The organism is Cupriavidus oxalaticus (genome assembly GCF_038900635.1).
GTDB lineage: Bacteria > Pseudomonadota > Gammaproteobacteria > Burkholderiales > Burkholderiaceae > Cupriavidus > Cupriavidus oxalaticus_B.
Window position 1 is genome coordinate 208,959 of record NZ_JAYMRX010000002.1, and the last position, 16,074, is coordinate 225,032.

Genomic DNA, 16,074 nt, shown 5'->3' on the forward strand with positions numbered 1-16,074 from the left:
CCTGGCCGAGGCAAGCCGAAAACCATGCGGGATGGCCACGCCGATGGCCGTTGCCGGGCGCCCGGGACGCCGCAGGCGGGCAGGGCCACGCGCGGCGGGCAATGGTAGCACGGCGGCGGGGTGGCCCCCGAGTCGCCGCGATCTGACGGCGGGCGGGCGCCGGTGGGCCGCTGGATGGAGTTCAGGCCGTCTGGATGCCTGCCGCGGCGGGACGCGCGCGGCGCAGGCGGAACGCAACGCCGATCAGCAGGATTCCGCACACGATGGCCCACGCGCCGATCATCCACAGCGCCGCCAGCGCCCCGGCGAGCGGCTGCCACAGCACCAGGAAGGCGAAGGCGATGCTGACCAGGCCGGTCAGGATCAGCCACCACTCGTTGGGAATCTCCTTGCGCAGCCGGATCGCGGCGACGATCTGCAGCACGCCGGTGGCCAGCGACCAGACCGCGATATAGACCAGCAGCGACAGCGCGGTGATCGCCGGGCTGAACCACGTCAGCGCGCCCACGCCGAGACCGAGCAGGCCCTGCAGCGCAAGGATCCAGCGGTCGCTGGTCTCGCGGTCCTTGCCGGAGATGGCCATGACCAGCGCCATCAGCCCGTCGGCCGCGGCAAACGCGCCGAACACGATCACCAGCGCGGCCAGCGTGGCGATCGGCGCGAAGAACGCGCAGACGCCGAATACCAGTGCAAACAGGCCGCGCAGGGCGACCACCCACCACAGTTTCGCGTAGTACTGAAGCATGGAACCTCCTCTGGGCCCGCGCGCGGGCCGGTACACGGGAACAGCCCGGCGGTCGCAGACGGTGGCGCAAGCCACCGCCAAGGGTCCGCGAGATAGCCACTTGCACGAAAAACACGAATAATCTGAATGGCCAGGGGACGTCTGGCAGGCCGGGCGCGATCGGGGGCGCCAGAACATTCTAGACAGGGATTCATGTGAAGACAAAGGCGCAGCAATACCGGCTTGCAAACCTCGCCACGCTGGCAGGCCTGTTGCTGGCCCTGCCGGCGGCGGCGCAGCAGGCCTCGTCCACTGGTGCAGCGGCGAACGCGGTCAGCGCCGCCACGCAGGTCACGCAGATGGCCGCGTCGGCAGCGGCGGTGCTCTGCAACGCGCCGTGGTTCCGCTCCGGCTCGCATGTGCAGATGGAGGGCGACGGCGCGCTGCCGATGTCGATCCGCATGACGCTGCGCGACGTGGGTCGCAGCGCATCCGGGTGCCGCGCGCAACTGACGGTCAGTTCCAAGTCCGCGATGTCGGCGCTGATGGGGCCGCCGGTGATCATGGAGCAGGTGCACGAGGTCGTGATCGACCGGCGCACGCCAAATGACCAGACCAGCATCGAAAGCCAGCATGCCATCATCAATGCCCGCGCGCGCTATGCGCGCATGTACGGTGAAGCCTCGTTTCGGGGCAAGGGCGTTTTCAACTACGCCGGCATGGACCTGCGCGAAGGCAGCACGCTCGATGGCGAGATGTTCCAGTCCAGCGTATCGCTCAAGGTCTACCCCCTGGGCTCCGACGAAGTGGTCAGCTCCATGCGCGCGCAGCATGCATCGATCCATATCGGTTCGCGCCAGGTTGGCCGCCGCCAGATGATCGAGACCGTCATGGGACGCAAGGAGTGCCTGCCGATTACCTATGAGAAGCGCACGTCACTGGGGCCGGTGATCGTGGGCGAGGAAGTCGTGCAGGTCGAACCCTCGGTGATGCATGTGACCGACTGGTACTGCCCGTCCGATGCCTTCGTGTTGCGCACCGAGGTGCGGCAGGATGGCAATGTGCAGCGCATCGACGTCACCGCGCTGGAGCGCGACACGCAGGCGCCTTGAACAGGTTCTGAACCGGCTTTTTGGCTTGCGCGCAGGGCGCAAAAAACCCGCCGAGGCGGGTTTTTTTGCCGGAGCCGTTGCCGTTCAGCTGGTGGCTTGCGCCGGAGCGGCCTTCTTCTTGGCCTTCTGCTTGGTCGACTTCTTGGCCGGTTTCGGCTCGGTGGCCGGTGCGGCGGGGTTCAGGTCGCTGCGCGTGCTCTTGTTCGCGCCCTGGCTGTACGGGTCGAACTTGTCGCCGGCCTTGGCACCCTGCGAGTATGGGTCGAACTTCTCGCCCGACTTGGCACCCTGGGAATACGGATCGAACTGCTTCTTGCCGGTACCCTGCGCGTGAACGGCAAGCGAGGCAGCGCCGAGGCAGAGCGCGATCGAGGTCGCGACAAACTTGTTCATGGTTTCTCCTGAGAAATGCCGCCGTCCGGCGGTCGAGTATGTGGCCTATCCCACGCGGGGATGGCTCGGGCCAGTGTCGCCAACATTGTTTGTCGCTGTCAACTTGGGGCTTGCCCGGCGCGGCACGCTCATGGAAACCCTGAATTGCGGCCCCGGACCGGTTGCGGTCGGGGCCTTGCGGGTGTCACTGGGGTTACTCGGTGCGGCGAAGATTCAAGGGTGTACCCGGGCGAAGGGGCGCGCTACGCACCTTACGGCCTGTGCGTGCGAAGCCAGTCTTTTAGTGCGCTGTTCATCCGTGTCTGCCAGCCTTCTCCGCTCGCACGGAAGGCCTCAAGAACTTCGGCATCGTAACGAATACTGACCAGCTCCTTGGTCGTGCCCAGTCTTGGCCGGCCCCGGCCGCGTTGGCCAAGTGGCTTCATCGCCGCCATCTCATTGGTCGACACTTCATAGGTGTCCGGATCGGCCGCGATACCGCGGTTGATTGCCGCGTCCTCTTCGTCGGTCGGCATGACGATCCTAGGTTTGCTCGACATAGTTTCGTACCTCGCGTTGATTGGCCTTGCGTGGCCTTGCGCAGGCTGATGATGTGCATCGCATCCCCGCGCTGGGTGAACACCACGCAATAGAGGCGATCGGCAATCACGCCGAAGCCGATTTCGCGGACCTCCCTGTAATCCCGTCTGGCATCAACTCCCGCCATGACCGTTGGCCAGTCCAGTTGAGCGGCCAGACGTAGCGACAAGCCGTGTTTGGCAAGATTCGTGGTGTCCTTGGCTGCATCAAAGCTGATGTCCATACGAATAATCGTAGCTACGGATATTCTGGGGCGCAAGAGTTTTTTCGTAGCTACAAATCTAACTCTGGTCCTTAGGGAAGAATGTAACCAATCTGCAATTTGTGGATATTGCGCCACATGTCAATCAGGGCAAACAGGTAGAATCCCGCCTTCCGTGCCCTTTGTCATATTCCAAGAACAATGAGCCCCCGTCCGTCACGCCTGCCCTGCATCGACGCGCTCAAGGCGGTCAGCTCCCAGCTGATCGTGCTGCACCATCTCGCTTTCTACGGCCCGATGTCCGACACGGCATACCGCCTCGCCCCAGGGCTGGTGGACTGGCTGTACGACTATGCCCGCATCGCGGTCCAGGTGTTCCTGGTGATCAGCGGCTTCCTCGCGGCGCGCAGCCTGGCGCCGCACGGCCGCCTGGAAATCCGCGAGCATCCGCTGGCGATGCTGTGGCGCCGTTACCTGAAGCTGGTGGTGCCGTTCGCCGCGGCGCTGTTGCTGAGCATTGCGGGCGCCGCGCTGGCGCGGCAGTGGATGAGCCATGAATCGATCCCGGCACCTCCGCAGCTGACGCAGTTCCTGGCGCACCTCACGCTGCTGCATAACGTGCTGGATGTCGATGCGCTCTCGGCCGGCGTCTGGTATGTCGCGATCGACCTCCAGCTGTTCGGCCTGCTGCTGGTGGCGCTCTGGGCCGCCCGCACCTTGGCGCCGCGCCACGCGCAGCCGGGCGCTGCTGCCGGCATCGGCGTGGTCGCGCTGCTGGCGGTCGCGTCGCTGTTCTGGTTCAACCGCGATGCCGCCTGGGATATCTGGGCGGTGTACTTCTTCGGCGCCTATGGCATGGGCACGCTGGCATGGTGGGCCTCGAACCCGGGCCGATCGGCGATCCCGCTGCTGGTGCTCGGCGCGGTAGCGCTGGCCGCGCTGATCGTCGATTTCCGCCTGCGTATCGCCGTGGCGCTGGCCACCGCGCTGCTGCTGGCGGTGGCCCGCCGCGGCGGCTGGATGGAGCGCTGGCCGCGCGGCCATGTGGTCGGCTTCTTCGGCCGCATTTCCTATTCGGTTTTCCTGGTGCACTTCCCGGTGTGCCTGCTGGTGAATGCGCTGGTGTCGAACCTTGCGCCGGGACAGCCGGTGCTGAATGCGCTGGGCATGGCGGCCGCGTGGGCGCTGAGCAACGTTGCCGGCGCGCTGTTCCATCGCTACGTGGAAAGCGCAAGCCCGCTGGCGGCGCTGCGCGCGGCGTGGGCATGGCTGTCCGACTCGCGCAGCTCGGCGAGCCGTCCCACTGTGTAAGGCTTGCAACCCCTGCGCGCACCGGCAGCATGCCTCCTGCCGGTGCGCGCGCACCAGCGATGTCATGCTGCCGGCACGCCTTGCGTGCATGTATGCCATTGCGCTTGCGTACGGCGCCATACAGAGCACGGCAGAACTCGCGTAAACAGGCATTGGGCGATGGCATGGACGTTGCCTAGTATGGAATCGTAAACCTGACCGTTTGGTCAGGATTCCATCGGGAAGCTAGGGTGCCATGTCCGACCATATCGTCCTCACTTCGCACGCGCGCCGCGACAAGCCGGCCGAGCCGATCCACTGGGGTGCACCCACCGCCGCGGAACGCGGACCAGTGATCGCCAGCCTGGCGAATCCCGCGCAGCGCAACGTGATCGGCACCCATGCCGGCGCCTATGCCATCTATCGCGCGCTGGCGGTGGCCTCCGGGGCGCTGCAGCGAGACCATCGTCCCGACCTGACCGATACCGCTCCCGCCGAGTCGATCGGCCCGCACCCGCAATGGGCCGATCCGGAAAAGATCGTCTCGCTCGATCCCTGGGGCCACCTCGTTTCCTCCGTCTTCGCGGACCGCATCGCCGCGGGCGTGGATATCCGCCCGACCATTGCGATCACGCGCGCGCACATCAACATGCCCGAGCTGCTCTCGGCGATGGCCGCGGGCCGGCTGACGCCCGATGGCAGCATCCTCTATGCCAATGGCGACGTGCGCGTGACCAAGGCGGCGGTCGATCCGGTCTGGTACCTGCCGGGACTGGCGGCGCGCTTCGGCATCAAGGAAAGCGCGTTGCGGCGCGGCCTGTTCGAGCAGACCGGCGGCATGTTCCCGGAACTGGTCACGCGGCCCGACCTGAAAGTGTTCCTGCCGCCCATCGGCGGCATGACGCTGTACTTCTTCGGCGACGTCACTCAACTCGGCAAGCCCGAGACAAAAGTGGCGTGCCGCGTGCACGATGAATGCAACGGATCCGACGTGTTCGGGTCAGACATTTGTACCTGCCGGCCGTACCTGGCACATGGCATCGAGGTGTGCATCGAGATGGCGCAGCAGGGCGGTGTCGGGCTGGTGGTCTACAACCGCAAGGAAGGCCGCGCCCTGGGCGAGGTGACCAAGTTCCTGGTCTACAACGCCCGCAAGCGGCAGGCCGGCGGCGACCGCGCCGAGACTTACTTTGCCCGCACCGAATGCGTGGCAGGCGTGCAGGACATGCGTTTCCAGGAGTTGATGCCGGATGTGTTCCACTGGCTGGGCATCCGCCGCATCGACCGCTGGGCGTCGATGAGCAACATGAAGCATGGCGCGCTGGTGGCGCAGGGGATCGAGGTGGTCGAGCAGGTGGCGATCCCCGAAGCCCTGATCCCGGCGGACGCCCGTGTCGAGATCGACGCCAAGGTGGCGGCCGGCTACTTTACGCACTATACGCCGCCGGATGCCGATGAACTGGCCCTGGCAAAGGGCAGGGGGTTGAACGAATGACAATGTATCCCGAAGAGGATCGTGGCGGCATGGACCGTCGGGGAGCAGGCGAGGAAATGCGTCCGGGCGGGGGCTGGCTCAGCCCGGTGCCGGAAGGGCATCCCGCTTCCGCGCTGCTGTGCGCGGAAGCGGTGCGCACGCATTGCGCGGCGGTCACCGAGCATGTGGACAGTGGCGCGTCCGAGTTGTTTACCTGGCACCCCGACCGCGTCCACGCGATCGCAGACTACGTGGCCAGCACCATCCGGCAGCGTTATCCGGACCTCCAGGTGCCTTACCACAGCCGCTGGCGCCACTTCGAGAGCGGCGGCGTCGACCGCTGGCAGGTGCTGTGTGAGCGCGCCGGCCTGAGCGGCCCCGAGCACCGCGAAGAGCGCGCGCGCATCGGCATCGACCTGGTGATCCCGAGCGTACTGCTCGACGCCGGTGCTGGCCCCGACTGGCGCTACCGCGATCCGGCCAGTGACCTGGTGCTGACCCGCTCCGAGGGGCTGGGCGTGGCCAGCTTCGTCCTGTTCGCACGCGGGGGCTTCTCCGCGGCGCCCGGCGATCCGCTGCGCGCGGATGCCGAGCGGCTGCAGCGCATCGATGCCGACAGCATCGCCCACGCCTTCCAGGTGGCGCAGCACAACCCGCTGGTGGGACTCGAAGGCCGCGCCGGGCTGCTGCGCCGGCTGGGCGAGGTGATGGAAGCAACGCCGGCGCTGTTCGGGCGGCCCGCGCGGCTGGGCAACCTGTTCGACTACCTGAAGGCGCATGCGGTCAACGACCGGCTCGATGCCAGCTTCCTGCTGCGCACGCTGCTGGTGGGTCTGGGACCGGTGTGGCCGGGGCGCATCGTGATCGAGGGTGTGTCGCTGGGCGACTGCTGGCGCCATCCGGCCGCGCCCGGCGGGCTGGTGCCATTCCACAAGCTCACGCAGTGGCTGACTTATTCGCTGCTGGAGCCGCTGGAGGACGCGGGCCTGACGGTCACCGGGCTGGATGCGCTGACCGGGCTGCCCGAATACCGCAACGGCGGCCTGCTGTTCGACTTCGAACTGATGGTGCCGCGCGATGCGTCCTTTGCCGCCGAGCCGCATGCGGTGGAGGAGCCCGTGATCGTCGAATGGCGCGCGCTGACCGTGACTGGCCTGGACCTGGTGGCCGATGGCGTGCGCCAGGCGCTGGGGCTGGCGGAAGCCGACTTCCCGCTGGCACGCGTGCTGGAAGGCGGCACCTGGGCCGCGGGCCGGCGCATTGCCGCCAAGCGGCGTCCGGGCGGTGCGCCGCCGTTCAGCATCATCAGCGACGGCACCGTGTTCTGAGCACGGCGGGCGCCCCGTGCGCCCGCCGCGATTGCGTCCGCAATCGGCAAGGTTTGCGTTGGATAACGTGGCATCAAACATGGCATCAGGAGCCTCCCCATGAACGACATGTCCGCTGTTCCCGCTGCTGTTCCCGTTGTAGCCACCCGCGACGACGACGCCGAAGGCATGCCCGGCGTGCTGGTCGTCAACCATCCGCTCGTGCAGCACAAGGTCACGCTGGTGCGCAGCGAGGAAACCACCACCGACAATTTCCGGCGCCTGGTGCGCGAGATCAGCCAGTTGCTGACCTACGAAGCCACGCGCGACCTGGCGATGGAGACCATCGCCATCCGCACCCCGATCGCGCCGACGCAGTCGCGCGTGCTGGCGGGCAAGAAGCTGTGCCTGGTGTCGATCCTGCGTGCCGGCAATGGCTTCATCGACGGCATGCTGGAGCTGCTGCCGGCGGCGCGCGTCGGCCATATCGGGCTGTACCGCGACCCCGAGACGCTTGAGCCGATCGAGTACTACTTCAAGATGCCGGAGGATATCCAGGAGCGCATGGTCATCGTGGTCGATCCGATGCTGGCCACCGGCAACTCGGCCATTGCCGCGCTGAACCGGCTGAAGGAGGCGGGCGTCACCACCATGAAATACGTGTGCCTGATCGCCTCGCGTCCGGGCTTGCGCGCGCTGCGTGCCGCGCATCCCGAAGTGGGGATCGTCACCGCCGCGATCGACGAGACGCTCAACGAGCACGGCTATATCGTGCCCGGCCTGGGCGATGCCGGCGACCGCCTCTACGGCACACGCTGATGGACCCGCGCGCCAGCGCCCCATCGCGCCGGCCGCTGCCTATGCAAGGCGCGCAGCTTGCGCACGAAGGTCCCGCCGGCCGCATCCGGCAGGAGAACCAGGCCATGATCATGCGCGCGGCCGAGTACGTGTTCGCGCGCGCCGGGTTTGCCGGCGCCACCATGGCCGAGATCGCGACGCGCGCCGGCGTGCCCAAGTCGAACCTGCACTACTACTTCCGCACCAAGCAGGCGCTGTACCGTGCCGTGCTGGCCCACACGCTGCAGCTGTGGCTGTCCGAGACCGATATCATTCGCGCCGAACTTCCGCCGCAGGTGGCGCTGGAGCAGTACATCCGCGCCAAGATGCGCTTGTCCGCCAGCCATCCCGATGCCTCGCGCGTATTTGCCAACGAGCTGCTGCACGGAGCGCCGGAGATCGGCGAGATCCTGCGCCATGCATTGCGCGAACTGGTGGCGCGCAAGGCCGCGGTGGTGCAGCATTGGATCGACAGCGGCCAGATGGCGCCGGTGGACCCGCAACACCTGTTCTTCACCATCTGGGCCGCAACGCAGACCTATGCCGATTTCGAGTCGCAGGTCTGCGCCGTGCTCGGCGTGAGCCGGCTGGGGCGGCAGGACTATGCGCAGGCGACCGAACACCTGGTGGCGCTGCTGCTGCGCGGCTGCGGCCTCGCGCCCGAGGCCATGACCATGCAGGTGCTGGCTGACGGGCAGGGGTGAGCGCCTCGTCCGTACCCTCCGCACGCGCGATGCCTGCGCCTCGCGCGGCCATGCGATCATGCGCCGTGCCTTTCGTCTGAACCCTTCCTGTCAAGAGACGCCATGCTCGACCTGATCCTGCGGCACTGCAACCTGCCCGACGGGCGCACCGGCATCGATATCGGCATTGCCGATGGCCGCATCGCCGCGGTGGAACCCGCGCTGGCCGCGCGGGCCGCCGAGGAAATCGATGCCGGCGGCCAGCTGGTGGCGCCGCCGTTCGTCGACGCGCATTTCCATATGGACTCGACGCTGTCGTACGGGCTGCCGCGCGTGAACCAGTCCGGCACGCTGCTCGAAGGGATTTCGCTGTGGGGCGAACTCAAGCCGATGCTGACGCAGGAAGCGCTGGTCGAACGCGCGCTGGCCTACTGCGACTGGGCCGTGGCGCGCGGGCTGCTGGCGATCCGCTCGCACGTCGACGTCTGCGATCCGCGCCTGCTCGCGGTGGAAGCGCTGCTGCACGTGCGCGAGCGCGTGCGTCCTTACCTCGACCTGCAACTGGTGGCGTTCCCGCAGGACGGCGTGCTGCGCGCGCCCGACGCGATGCAGAACCTGACGCGCGCGCTCGACATGGGGGTCGACGTGGTCGGCGGCATCCCGCATTTCGAGCGCACCATGGCGCAGGGCGCGGAATCGGTGCGGCTGCTGTGCGAGCTGGCGGCCGAGCGCGGGCTGCGCGTCGACATGCATTGCGACGAAAGCGACGATCCGCTGTCGCGCCATATCGAGACGCTGGCGAGCGAGACGGTGCGGCTCGGCCTGCATGGCCGCGTGGCGGGCTCGCACCTGACCTCGATGCACTCGATGGACAACTACTACGTGTCCAAGCTGATCCCGCTGATGCGCGAGGCCGGCGTCGCGGCGATCGCCAACCCGCTGATCAACATCACGCTGCAGGGCAGGCACGACAGTTACCCCAGGCGCCGCGGCATGACGCGCGTGCCCGAACTGCTGGCGGCGGGCGTGCCGGTCGCGTTCGGCCACGACTGCGTGATGGACCCGTGGTACGGCCTGGGCTCGGGCGACATGCTCGAGGTCGCGCACATGGGCCTGCACGTGGCGCAGATGACCGGGCAGGAGGCTATGCGTGCCTGCTTTGCCGCGGTGACCGCGACGCCGGCGCAAATCCTTGGCCTCGACGGCTACGGCATTGCGCCGGGCTGCCGGGCCGACCTGGTGCTGCTGCAGGCGCGCGAGCCGGTCGAGGCGATCCGGCTGCGCGCCACGCGGCTGCGCGTGCTGCGTGCCGGCAAGACCATCGCCAGTACGCCGCCGGCGACGGCGGCTTTGCAATTGCCCGGGCGCCCGGCGCAGGTGGATTTCATGCGCGGGGGTAGCACTGAATAGGTTTGCGCCGGGTTTGCGGCAGCTTCATGCAGCATGACTGCGAAGATTTTTGCTTGAGGGTGTTGACAGCGTCGGGTGCGGGCTGCATAATTTCGTTCTTCGCATCGCAGCAGCAATGCAGCGAAACGAAGCCCAGATGGCGGAATTGGTAGACGCACTAGGTTCAGGTCCTAGCGGTGGCAACACTGTGGAGGTTCGAGTCCTCTTCTGGGCACCAATATTCGGAAAGGCTCGCGCAAGCGAGCCTTTCGTCGTTTACGGCGTCGGACTCCGTCGTTGGTCCCGGTCGCAGATGTCCCGCCGATCAAAATTCCGCCCGCGGGCTCACGCCGCCGGTACCCCTTCTTCGCTCTGCGCTTCGCGCACGCAATTGCGCCCCTCCGCCTTGGCCCGGTACATCGCCGCATCGGCCGCGAAATGCGCGACTACCTCGTCCAGGAACACGCGGCGCAGCCGCTCCAGCGGCTCCAGCGTGCGCACGTAGCGATTCGTCAGTTCCTCGGGCGTCATCGAGTAATGGCCCGACACGCGTCCTTGCGCGACCAGGCTGTCGATCATCGCCATGCCCTGTCCGAAAAACTGGGGATTCGTGTCGGCGTAGGGCCGGGCGATGACGAGCTGCAGTTGTCGACGACGTCGAACATGCTTTCGATGGCCTGGCGGATCGCTTCCATGTCGCGATCCGCAAGTGGGCAGCCGCGCGCGTCGCTGTCCTTCCGCGCGCGCCCATTGCCACCGCGCGCTCGCCAACATTCCACGCTTACGCAAGCGGTCGGATTGACCTATGCTCAAGCTCATCGGGCAGGCAGATATAACGTCCGAAGGTGGTTGCCATGACTATGGTCTTGTCATCATCGAGCGAGAGGGAGGAGGCGGGGTCTTGCCCCGGTTGGCACCCGTGTGCCGCGCATCCGGGTCCGATCCTGCACCACCTGCAATGCTGCAGCATCCTGGCCGTGCTGATGTGTGCGCTGGCCCACGCGGATGATGCGGTTCCGGAAAGGATTGCCGACAGCCAGGGCGTCTCCGGCTGGGACCAGCCGCTGCAGGCCGCGCCAGCGCCGGTCGCCGAGGCACCCGAGACGCTGGTGGCCGGCGCCGACATGCCCGCCGCTGCGGCCGCATTCTTCAGCAGTGCCCCCGAAACAGTCACTATCGACTATGCGACGCGAGCACCGGAGCCTCCGCCGTCATTGCCGCTGGCGAGGGGAGCCGGGCCGGACGATGACGCGCCGGGCCTGGCCGCGGTGGAACGCGATCTTGTCGCCGTGGCCGATCGCCCGCGTCGCCTGACGCTGCACATGGACGATGTCACCAGCGCCGGCGGCTTTGTCGACAGCCGCGTGCGCACCATGGCGCTGGCGGTCGATGCAGTGGTGCCGCGCGCAGGCGGCCTGACGATCCAGCCGCGACTGCAGCTGGCCTATCAGCCCGGCATGTCGCCGGTCAGCGGCGTGCAGGCGCAGGGCATGCCCGGCGATTCCAGCGCGACCGGCATCGGCGTACGGCTCTATGGCGCGCAGCCGACACGCCTGGCCGGCATCTATCCGTTCGTCGAGGCCGACTGGTGGCAGGAGAGCCGCAAGCAAAGCATCAACATCAATGGCACGAAGATCGATGCCGACCTGCTGCGCGGACTGTTCTCGTTCAACATCGGCGCGCACGGCAACACGGCAACCGGCGTGAAGCTGTGGTTCAAGGTGAGGGCGGGGCGCAATCCGGGCGGTACGGTCGGCGCGAGGTACCGGTGGTAGTTTCAGAGTGCCGGCGAGCGCTTGCGCGCAGGATGGGGCGCATCCTCGCCGCCATGAAAAAAGGGCTTCCGTTTCCGGAAGCCCTTTTCCCTTCTGCATAGGTGGCGCGGCTGGCAGGATTCGAACCCACGACCCCTTGGTTCGTAGCCAAGTACTCTATCCAACTGAGCTACAGCCGCACACGAGAGGCCGAATTGTAGCGGAATTTCGGGATTGCGCAAGGGGTCCGCGAAAAAATTTTTGCGGCGCCGCCTTATGCCGTCACCTCCGACCAGTCCCCGTCCGATTCGCGTGCCTTGCCTTCATCGCGCAGCTTGAGCAGGTGCGCCAGCAGCGAGCGCTGCGCGACCGGGTGCATGCGCGGCGGCACGTCGTCATAGACGCGCAGCACCAGCGCTTCGATCGGCGCGGGCCCCAGTTCGCGCAGCGCGGCCGCGACCTTGGCTTCACGCTGCAGCCGGTGGCGGACCAGCAGGCGGATCGCGTCCTGCGGGCGCGCGATCAGGAAGCCGTGCCCGGGAGCGAGCCAGTCCAGGTCTTCTTCCTGCAAGGCGGCCAGCGAATCGAGGTAGGCTCGCATGTCTCCGTCAGGCGGTCCGATCACCACCGTCGAGCCCTGCATCACGTGGTCGCCGGTGAACAGGGTCTTCTCTTCTTCGAGCAGGTAGCACAGGTGGTTCGACGCGTGGCCCGGCGTATGGCAGACGCGCAGCGTGCAGCCGTCGCCGATGGCGATGCGCTCGCCGTGCGCGAGTTCGCGCTGCGGCGCGAAGCTCGCGTCCTGCCACTGGCCCGCCGGTGCGCCGCGGCCCAGCACGGTCGCCCCGGTGGCGGCCTGCAGCGCGGCGGCCGCGGGCGAATGGTCGAGATGCGTATGCGTGGCGAAGATCCAGCGGATCGGACCCGGCGCCGCGGCCAGGATGGCGCGCACATGTTCGGCGTCGTCGGGGCCGGGATCGATCACGGCCCATTCGTTGCGCGCGCCGCCGCCGACCAGGTAGGTGTTGGTGCCGGGGCCGGTCATCACGCTGCCGTTGTTCGCGGTCACGCGCCAGACGCGCTCGGACAGTTGCACCGGCAACCCGGGGCACAGCTCGTAACGGCCATGGTGCAGGCCTTCGGGATCGATGCGGCCGATCTCGGCATAGCACGCCTCGTTGGGCATCACCGGCCGCACGCCCGCGGCGCCGGTGGCCAGGCGCGGCATGATGCAGGCGATGCCGCGCTGTTGCGCCGCGTACGCGAAGCAGGCCTCGGCGTTCTCGAATTGCGCGATCGCCGCCAGCGTGCGGCGCGTGACGTGCATCATCGGCAGGCCGCTGGCGGGATCGGCGGCTTCGGCCGGGCGGATCCAGCGGTGTTCGACGATCTCGTTGCCATCGGCGATTACCTCCTGGCCTTGCGGCGCGATGGCGACGAAGAAGCGCGTATCGAAGCGCTTGGGCAGGCCCGGCGGCGTGAGCCAGTAGCTGTGGTAGGCCAGCCGGTCGGCTGCCAGCCGCAGCCCGAGTTGCTCGCAGGCATGCGCCAGGCCGGGTCCGCCGCGCTGCACGGCGGCGCGCAGCAGCGCCTGTTGTTCGGCGTCGAGGGCATCGGGGGGCAGCAGGCGTCCGTCGCTGCCATAGGCGAACAGCAGGCCGGCTTCTTCAAAGCATTCGCGTACCGCGGCAACATAGAAGTCCAGTCCGCCAGACGGCAGCCCGAGGCGCTCGCTCGCGGCGATATCGTCGAGGCCGTGGGCATGCGCGTGCAGCGCCTTGTCGTGCAGGGCGTCGAGCGTGCCGCCGGGGAACACGTAGGCGCCGCTGCTGCGGTCGTTGGCGCGCTCGACGCGGCGGACCAGCAGGACTTCCATGCCGGCGGGCGCGTCGCGCACGACCAGCAGGCTGGCGGCGTTACGCAGCAATGGCGCGGGAATGGCGGTGGTGGCAGGGCGTGCGCCGCTTGTCTCTGTGGTTGTCATTGTGTCGGCATCGTGGTGTCTTGCGGCGCCGCGCGCTGCGCGCCGGCGCCGGGAGCCGATAGTGTAGCCGCGTTGCCAGATTCGCAATCGCGGGCAAATCCGGAGGCGCCTGGGGGCTGCCCGGGACGGCCGGCTTTGGCTTTTCCGCTGGAAGGCATTAATCTGATAGCTCCGCTTCACTTTTTGGGAGGGCGCCAGTGCGCGCTTCCGTTGGGGGAGGTCCGCGTGATCCGAGCTTCAATCCTGTGCCTGCCGCTGGCGTGCCTGCTGGCCGCCTGCGAGACGCCGCCGCAAACCGCGCCGCGCCCCGTCCCGCCCGCCACCACGCGCATCACGGTCGATGCCCAGACCGTGTCCAGGGCGGCCTCCGTCGCCTGTGAGCCGGCCGTCGCCGACGCACTGAAGCGCCGCTATCCGCAGCCGGGCAGCGTGATGCTGATGTCCGACCGCGAGCAGTACTACCCGCGTCCGAACGCGCAGACTTCGGTCAATGGCGAAGGTGTGTTCGAGCCCGACGACAGCTCGTCGGCGATCGGTTTCCACTATGCCTGCCTGTACAACGGGCGCACGGGCAAGGTTGACGATGTGCAGATGCGGTATTGAGCGCTGGCTACCGAGGCGGGGATCGAGCACTGATCCCGGCTTCCGATCGGGTGATTCCCTCCCGCTGTGGCGGTGCTTTATCATCCATGTTTCACACCAGCAACCACCTTTAGTGTGATCGCCCTCGCTCACCTGCGTGCTAGGAATTGACACGGCGCAAGGTGAGGCACAAGATGCGGGAGCAAACACATGCGCCTCTGGGACGACATGCCGGCAGTCATAGCCGCAACGCCCGGACAGGTCGCAAGAATTGGGAACGGGGTCATGAAGCCTTCATTTCGTCTTATGGCGAGCGCGGTCACGCTCGCCGTCATGCTATCTGGCTGCGCCAGCGCGCCGGATACAGCCACAGTCCAGGCCGCCGCCGCCGAACAGCCGCCGTCCGACCAGGCCATGAAGGCCCTGTCGGCCGAGGTCTTCACCTATGCCTATCCGCTGGTGCTGATGGACGTGACGCGCGAGTTGATGACGCTGCGCACGCCGGTCAACACCTTCGCCCACAAGCGCACGTTCCCGGACGCCAGCTTCACCGACGTGGTCAGCCCCAATGCCGATACGCTGTATTCGTCGGCGTGGCTGGACCTGTCTCGCGAGCCGGTGATCCTGTCCGTGCCCGACACCCAGGGGCGCTACTACCTGATGCCGCTGATGGATGCGTGGACCAATGTGTTTGCCTCGCCTGGCAAGCGCACCACCGGTACCCGTCGCGGCAATTTCGCCATTACCGGGCCCGACTGGCGCGGCACGCTGCCCAAGGGCGTGCAGGAAATCCGCTCGCCGACGTCGATGGTCTGGCTGATCGGCCGTACCCAGGTCAACGGCACGAAGGAGCTTCCGGCCGTGCACCGGCTGCAGGACCAGTACCGGCTGACGCCGCTGTCCGCGTGGGGCGGCGTCCGTCGCGTGCCTGACCGGCCCGCGCCGCGCGCGGCTGCGGTCGACACGCAGAGTTCGCCGGTGGAGCAGGTCGCGGCAATGGACGCACAGGCCTTTTTCACGCGTTTCGCCGCGCTGCTGCCGGCCAATCTGCCGGCGCAGGCCGACAGCGCCATGGTGGAGAAACTGCGCCGCATGGGCATCAGCCCCGGCGTGCCGTTCAAGACCACGGTGATGGAACCGTCGACCGCGCGCGCGGTGCAGGAGGGCGCGACCGCGGCGCTGGCGGCGATAGCGCAGGGCGCGCGCAAGGGCAATGCCGATGCGGGCAACGGCTGGGTCATGCACCGCGATCTCGGCAACTATGGCACCAACTACGCCCGCCGCGCGGTGACCGCGTGGGTGGGGCTGGGCGCCAACCTGCCGGAGGATGCGATCTACGCGTCGACACGCACCGATGCCAATGGCACGCCGCTGCAGGGCGGGGCGCGCTACGTGCTGCACTTCGACAAGGATCAGTTGCCGCCGGCGCGGGCGTTCTGGTCGCTGACGCTTTACAACGACCGCCAGGCGTTTATTCCCAACCCGATCCAGCGCTACGCCATCGGCAGCCGCGACCGGCTGCGCTACAACCGCGACGGCTCGCTCGACATCTATATCCAGCACGAACGCCCGGCGGGATCCCGGGCCGCCAACTGGCTGCCGGCGCCGCCCGATGGACTGAACATGATGCTGCGCGCGTACTGGCCCGAGCAGGCGCTGCTCGACGGCAGCTGGATGCCGCCGGCGGTGATGCGCATGAACTGACGCGGCGCTGCCCTGGCAAACAATAAAGGCCGCATGCCTGATGGCATGCGGCCTTTATTG

16 protein-coding genes and 2 tRNA genes are annotated in these 16,074 nt (G+C 67.5%); 11 read left to right on the forward strand and 7 right to left on the reverse strand.

Annotation, left to right across the window (positions count from 1 at the left end; all coding sequences use genetic code 11):
• Positions 1-181: 181 nt before the first annotated feature.
• Positions 182-745 (reverse strand): HdeD family acid-resistance protein, encoded by a 564-nt coding sequence (locus VSR71_RS05140; RefSeq protein ID WP_342912835.1) that lies wholly within the window; start codon positions 743-745, stop codon positions 182-184.
• Between the two features lie 194 nt (positions 746-939).
• Here VSR71_RS05140 and VSR71_RS05145 point away from each other — a divergent pair, with 194 nt between their 5' ends.
• Positions 940-1,836 (forward strand): hypothetical protein, encoded by an 897-nt coding sequence (locus VSR71_RS05145; protein ID WP_342912836.1) that lies wholly within the window; start codon positions 940-942, stop codon positions 1,834-1,836.
• An 84-nt stretch (positions 1,837-1,920) separates the two neighbouring features.
• On the opposite strand, the gene VSR71_RS05150 is transcribed toward VSR71_RS05145, so the two are convergent.
• From VSR71_RS05150 to VSR71_RS05160, 3 genes are all read right to left on the reverse strand, one after another.
• The gene (locus VSR71_RS05150; RefSeq protein WP_342912837.1) at positions 1,921-2,229 is read right to left on the reverse strand and encodes an amino acid ABC transporter permease; all 309 of its coding nucleotides are present in this window, start codon (positions 2,227-2,229) and stop codon (positions 1,921-1,923) included.
• 251 nt (positions 2,230-2,480) lie between these two features.
• Positions 2,481-2,768: a BrnA antitoxin family protein gene (locus VSR71_RS05155; protein ID WP_342912838.1), complete on the reverse strand. Its 288-nt coding sequence runs from the start codon at positions 2,766-2,768 to the stop codon at positions 2,481-2,483.
• Positions 2,651-3,031: a BrnT family toxin gene (locus VSR71_RS05160; RefSeq protein ID WP_428979349.1), complete on the reverse strand. Its 381-nt coding sequence runs from the start codon at positions 3,029-3,031 to the stop codon at positions 2,651-2,653. The genes VSR71_RS05155 and VSR71_RS05160 overlap by 118 nt, the downstream gene beginning before the upstream one ends.
• Positions 3,032-3,211: 180 nt before the next feature.
• Here VSR71_RS05160 and VSR71_RS05165 point away from each other — a divergent pair, with 180 nt between their 5' ends.
• From VSR71_RS05165 to VSR71_RS05195, 7 genes are all read left to right on the forward strand, one after another.
• Positions 3,212-4,321 carry an acyltransferase gene (locus VSR71_RS05165; protein WP_342912839.1) on the forward strand — a complete coding sequence of 370 codons (1,110 nt, stop codon included), beginning with the start codon at positions 3,212-3,214 and terminating at the stop codon, positions 4,319-4,321.
• Between the two features lie 235 nt (positions 4,322-4,556).
• A complete protein-coding gene (locus VSR71_RS05170) occupies positions 4,557-5,795 on the forward strand; it encodes a GTP cyclohydrolase II (protein ID WP_342912840.1) in 1,239 nt (412 codons plus the stop codon).
• Positions 5,792-7,102 (forward strand): URC4/urg3 family protein, encoded by a 1,311-nt coding sequence (locus VSR71_RS05175; protein ID WP_342912841.1) that lies wholly within the window; start codon positions 5,792-5,794, stop codon positions 7,100-7,102. Before VSR71_RS05170 ends, VSR71_RS05175 begins: the two co-directional genes overlap by 4 nt.
• A 99-nt stretch (positions 7,103-7,201) precedes the next feature.
• The gene (gene upp, locus VSR71_RS05180; protein WP_342912842.1) at positions 7,202-7,900 is read left to right on the forward strand and encodes a uracil phosphoribosyltransferase; all 699 of its coding nucleotides are present in this window, start codon (positions 7,202-7,204) and stop codon (positions 7,898-7,900) included.
• Positions 7,900-8,622, forward strand: a complete 723-nt coding sequence (locus VSR71_RS05185) for a TetR/AcrR family transcriptional regulator (RefSeq protein ID WP_342912843.1) — start codon at positions 7,900-7,902, stop codon at positions 8,620-8,622. Before upp ends, VSR71_RS05185 begins: the two co-directional genes overlap by 1 nt.
• A gap of 102 nt (positions 8,623-8,724) precedes the next feature.
• Positions 8,725-10,011, forward strand: coding sequence for an amidohydrolase family protein (locus VSR71_RS05190; RefSeq protein WP_342912844.1), 1,287 nt, complete (start codon positions 8,725-8,727; stop codon positions 10,009-10,011).
• 130 nt (positions 10,012-10,141) lie between these two features.
• Positions 10,142-10,228 (forward strand) — tRNA-Leu (locus tag VSR71_RS05195).
• A 107-nt stretch (positions 10,229-10,335) separates the two neighbouring features.
• Here VSR71_RS05195 and VSR71_RS05200 read toward each other — a convergent pair.
• Positions 10,336-10,575, reverse strand: coding sequence for a hypothetical protein (locus VSR71_RS05200; protein WP_342912845.1), 240 nt, complete (start codon positions 10,573-10,575; stop codon positions 10,336-10,338).
• 269 nt (positions 10,576-10,844) lie between these two features.
• Here VSR71_RS05200 and VSR71_RS05205 point away from each other — a divergent pair, with 269 nt between their 5' ends.
• On the forward strand, positions 10,845-11,765 hold the full coding sequence (locus tag VSR71_RS05205; RefSeq protein ID WP_342912846.1) for a hydrolase: 921 nt from the start codon (positions 10,845-10,847) through the stop codon (positions 11,763-11,765).
• 102 nt (positions 11,766-11,867) lie between these two features.
• Here VSR71_RS05205 and VSR71_RS05210 read toward each other — a convergent pair.
• Positions 11,868-11,944 (reverse strand) — tRNA-Arg (locus tag VSR71_RS05210).
• A gap of 74 nt (positions 11,945-12,018) precedes the next feature.
• Complete coding sequence (locus VSR71_RS05215) at positions 12,019-13,728, reverse strand: MBL fold metallo-hydrolase (protein ID WP_342912847.1); 1,710 nt, start codon at positions 13,726-13,728, stop codon at positions 12,019-12,021.
• 225 nt (positions 13,729-13,953) lie between these two features.
• Between VSR71_RS05215 and VSR71_RS05220 the strand changes: the two genes are divergently transcribed.
• Positions 13,954-14,331: a short-chain fatty acid transporter gene (locus VSR71_RS05220; RefSeq protein WP_342912848.1), complete on the forward strand. Its 378-nt coding sequence runs from the start codon at positions 13,954-13,956 to the stop codon at positions 14,329-14,331.
• Between the two features lie 264 nt (positions 14,332-14,595).
• The gene (locus VSR71_RS05225) at positions 14,596-16,014 is read left to right on the forward strand and encodes a DUF1254 domain-containing protein (RefSeq protein WP_342912849.1); all 1,419 of its coding nucleotides are present in this window, start codon (positions 14,596-14,598) and stop codon (positions 16,012-16,014) included.
• The last annotated feature ends 60 nt before the right edge of the window (positions 16,015-16,074 follow it).

Coding starts and splice junctions, on each gene's coding strand:
- VSR71_RS05140 (WP_342912835.1), bottom strand. CDS start 745: ATGCTTCAGTACTACGCGAAACTGTGGTGGGTGGTCGCCCTGCGCGGC.
- VSR71_RS05150 (WP_342912837.1), bottom strand. CDS start 2,229: ATGAACAAGTTTGTCGCGACCTCGATCGCGCTCTGCCTCGGCGCTGCC.
- VSR71_RS05155 (WP_342912838.1), bottom strand. CDS start 2,768: ATGTCGAGCAAACCTAGGATCGTCATGCCGACCGACGAAGAGGACGCG.
- VSR71_RS05160 (WP_428979349.1), bottom strand. CDS start 3,031: ATGGACATCAGCTTTGATGCAGCCAAGGACACCACGAATCTTGCCAAA.
- VSR71_RS05165 (WP_342912839.1), top strand. CDS start 3,212: ATGAGCCCCCGTCCGTCACGCCTGCCCTGCATCGACGCGCTCAAGGCG.
- VSR71_RS05170 (WP_342912840.1), top strand. CDS start 4,557: ATGTCCGACCATATCGTCCTCACTTCGCACGCGCGCCGCGACAAGCCG.
- VSR71_RS05175 (WP_342912841.1), top strand. CDS start 5,792: ATGACAATGTATCCCGAAGAGGATCGTGGCGGCATGGACCGTCGGGGA.
- upp (WP_342912842.1), top strand. CDS start 7,202: ATGAACGACATGTCCGCTGTTCCCGCTGCTGTTCCCGTTGTAGCCACC.
- VSR71_RS05185 (WP_342912843.1), top strand. CDS start 7,900: ATGGACCCGCGCGCCAGCGCCCCATCGCGCCGGCCGCTGCCTATGCAA.
- VSR71_RS05190 (WP_342912844.1), top strand. CDS start 8,725: ATGCTCGACCTGATCCTGCGGCACTGCAACCTGCCCGACGGGCGCACC.
- VSR71_RS05200 (WP_342912845.1), bottom strand. CDS start 10,575: ATGGCGATGATCGACAGCCTGGTCGCGCAAGGACGCGTGTCGGGCCAT.
- VSR71_RS05205 (WP_342912846.1), top strand. CDS start 10,845: ATGACTATGGTCTTGTCATCATCGAGCGAGAGGGAGGAGGCGGGGTCT.
- VSR71_RS05215 (WP_342912847.1), bottom strand. CDS start 13,728: ATGACAACCACAGAGACAAGCGGCGCACGCCCTGCCACCACCGCCATT.
- VSR71_RS05225 (WP_342912849.1), top strand. CDS start 14,596: ATGAAGCCTTCATTTCGTCTTATGGCGAGCGCGGTCACGCTCGCCGTC.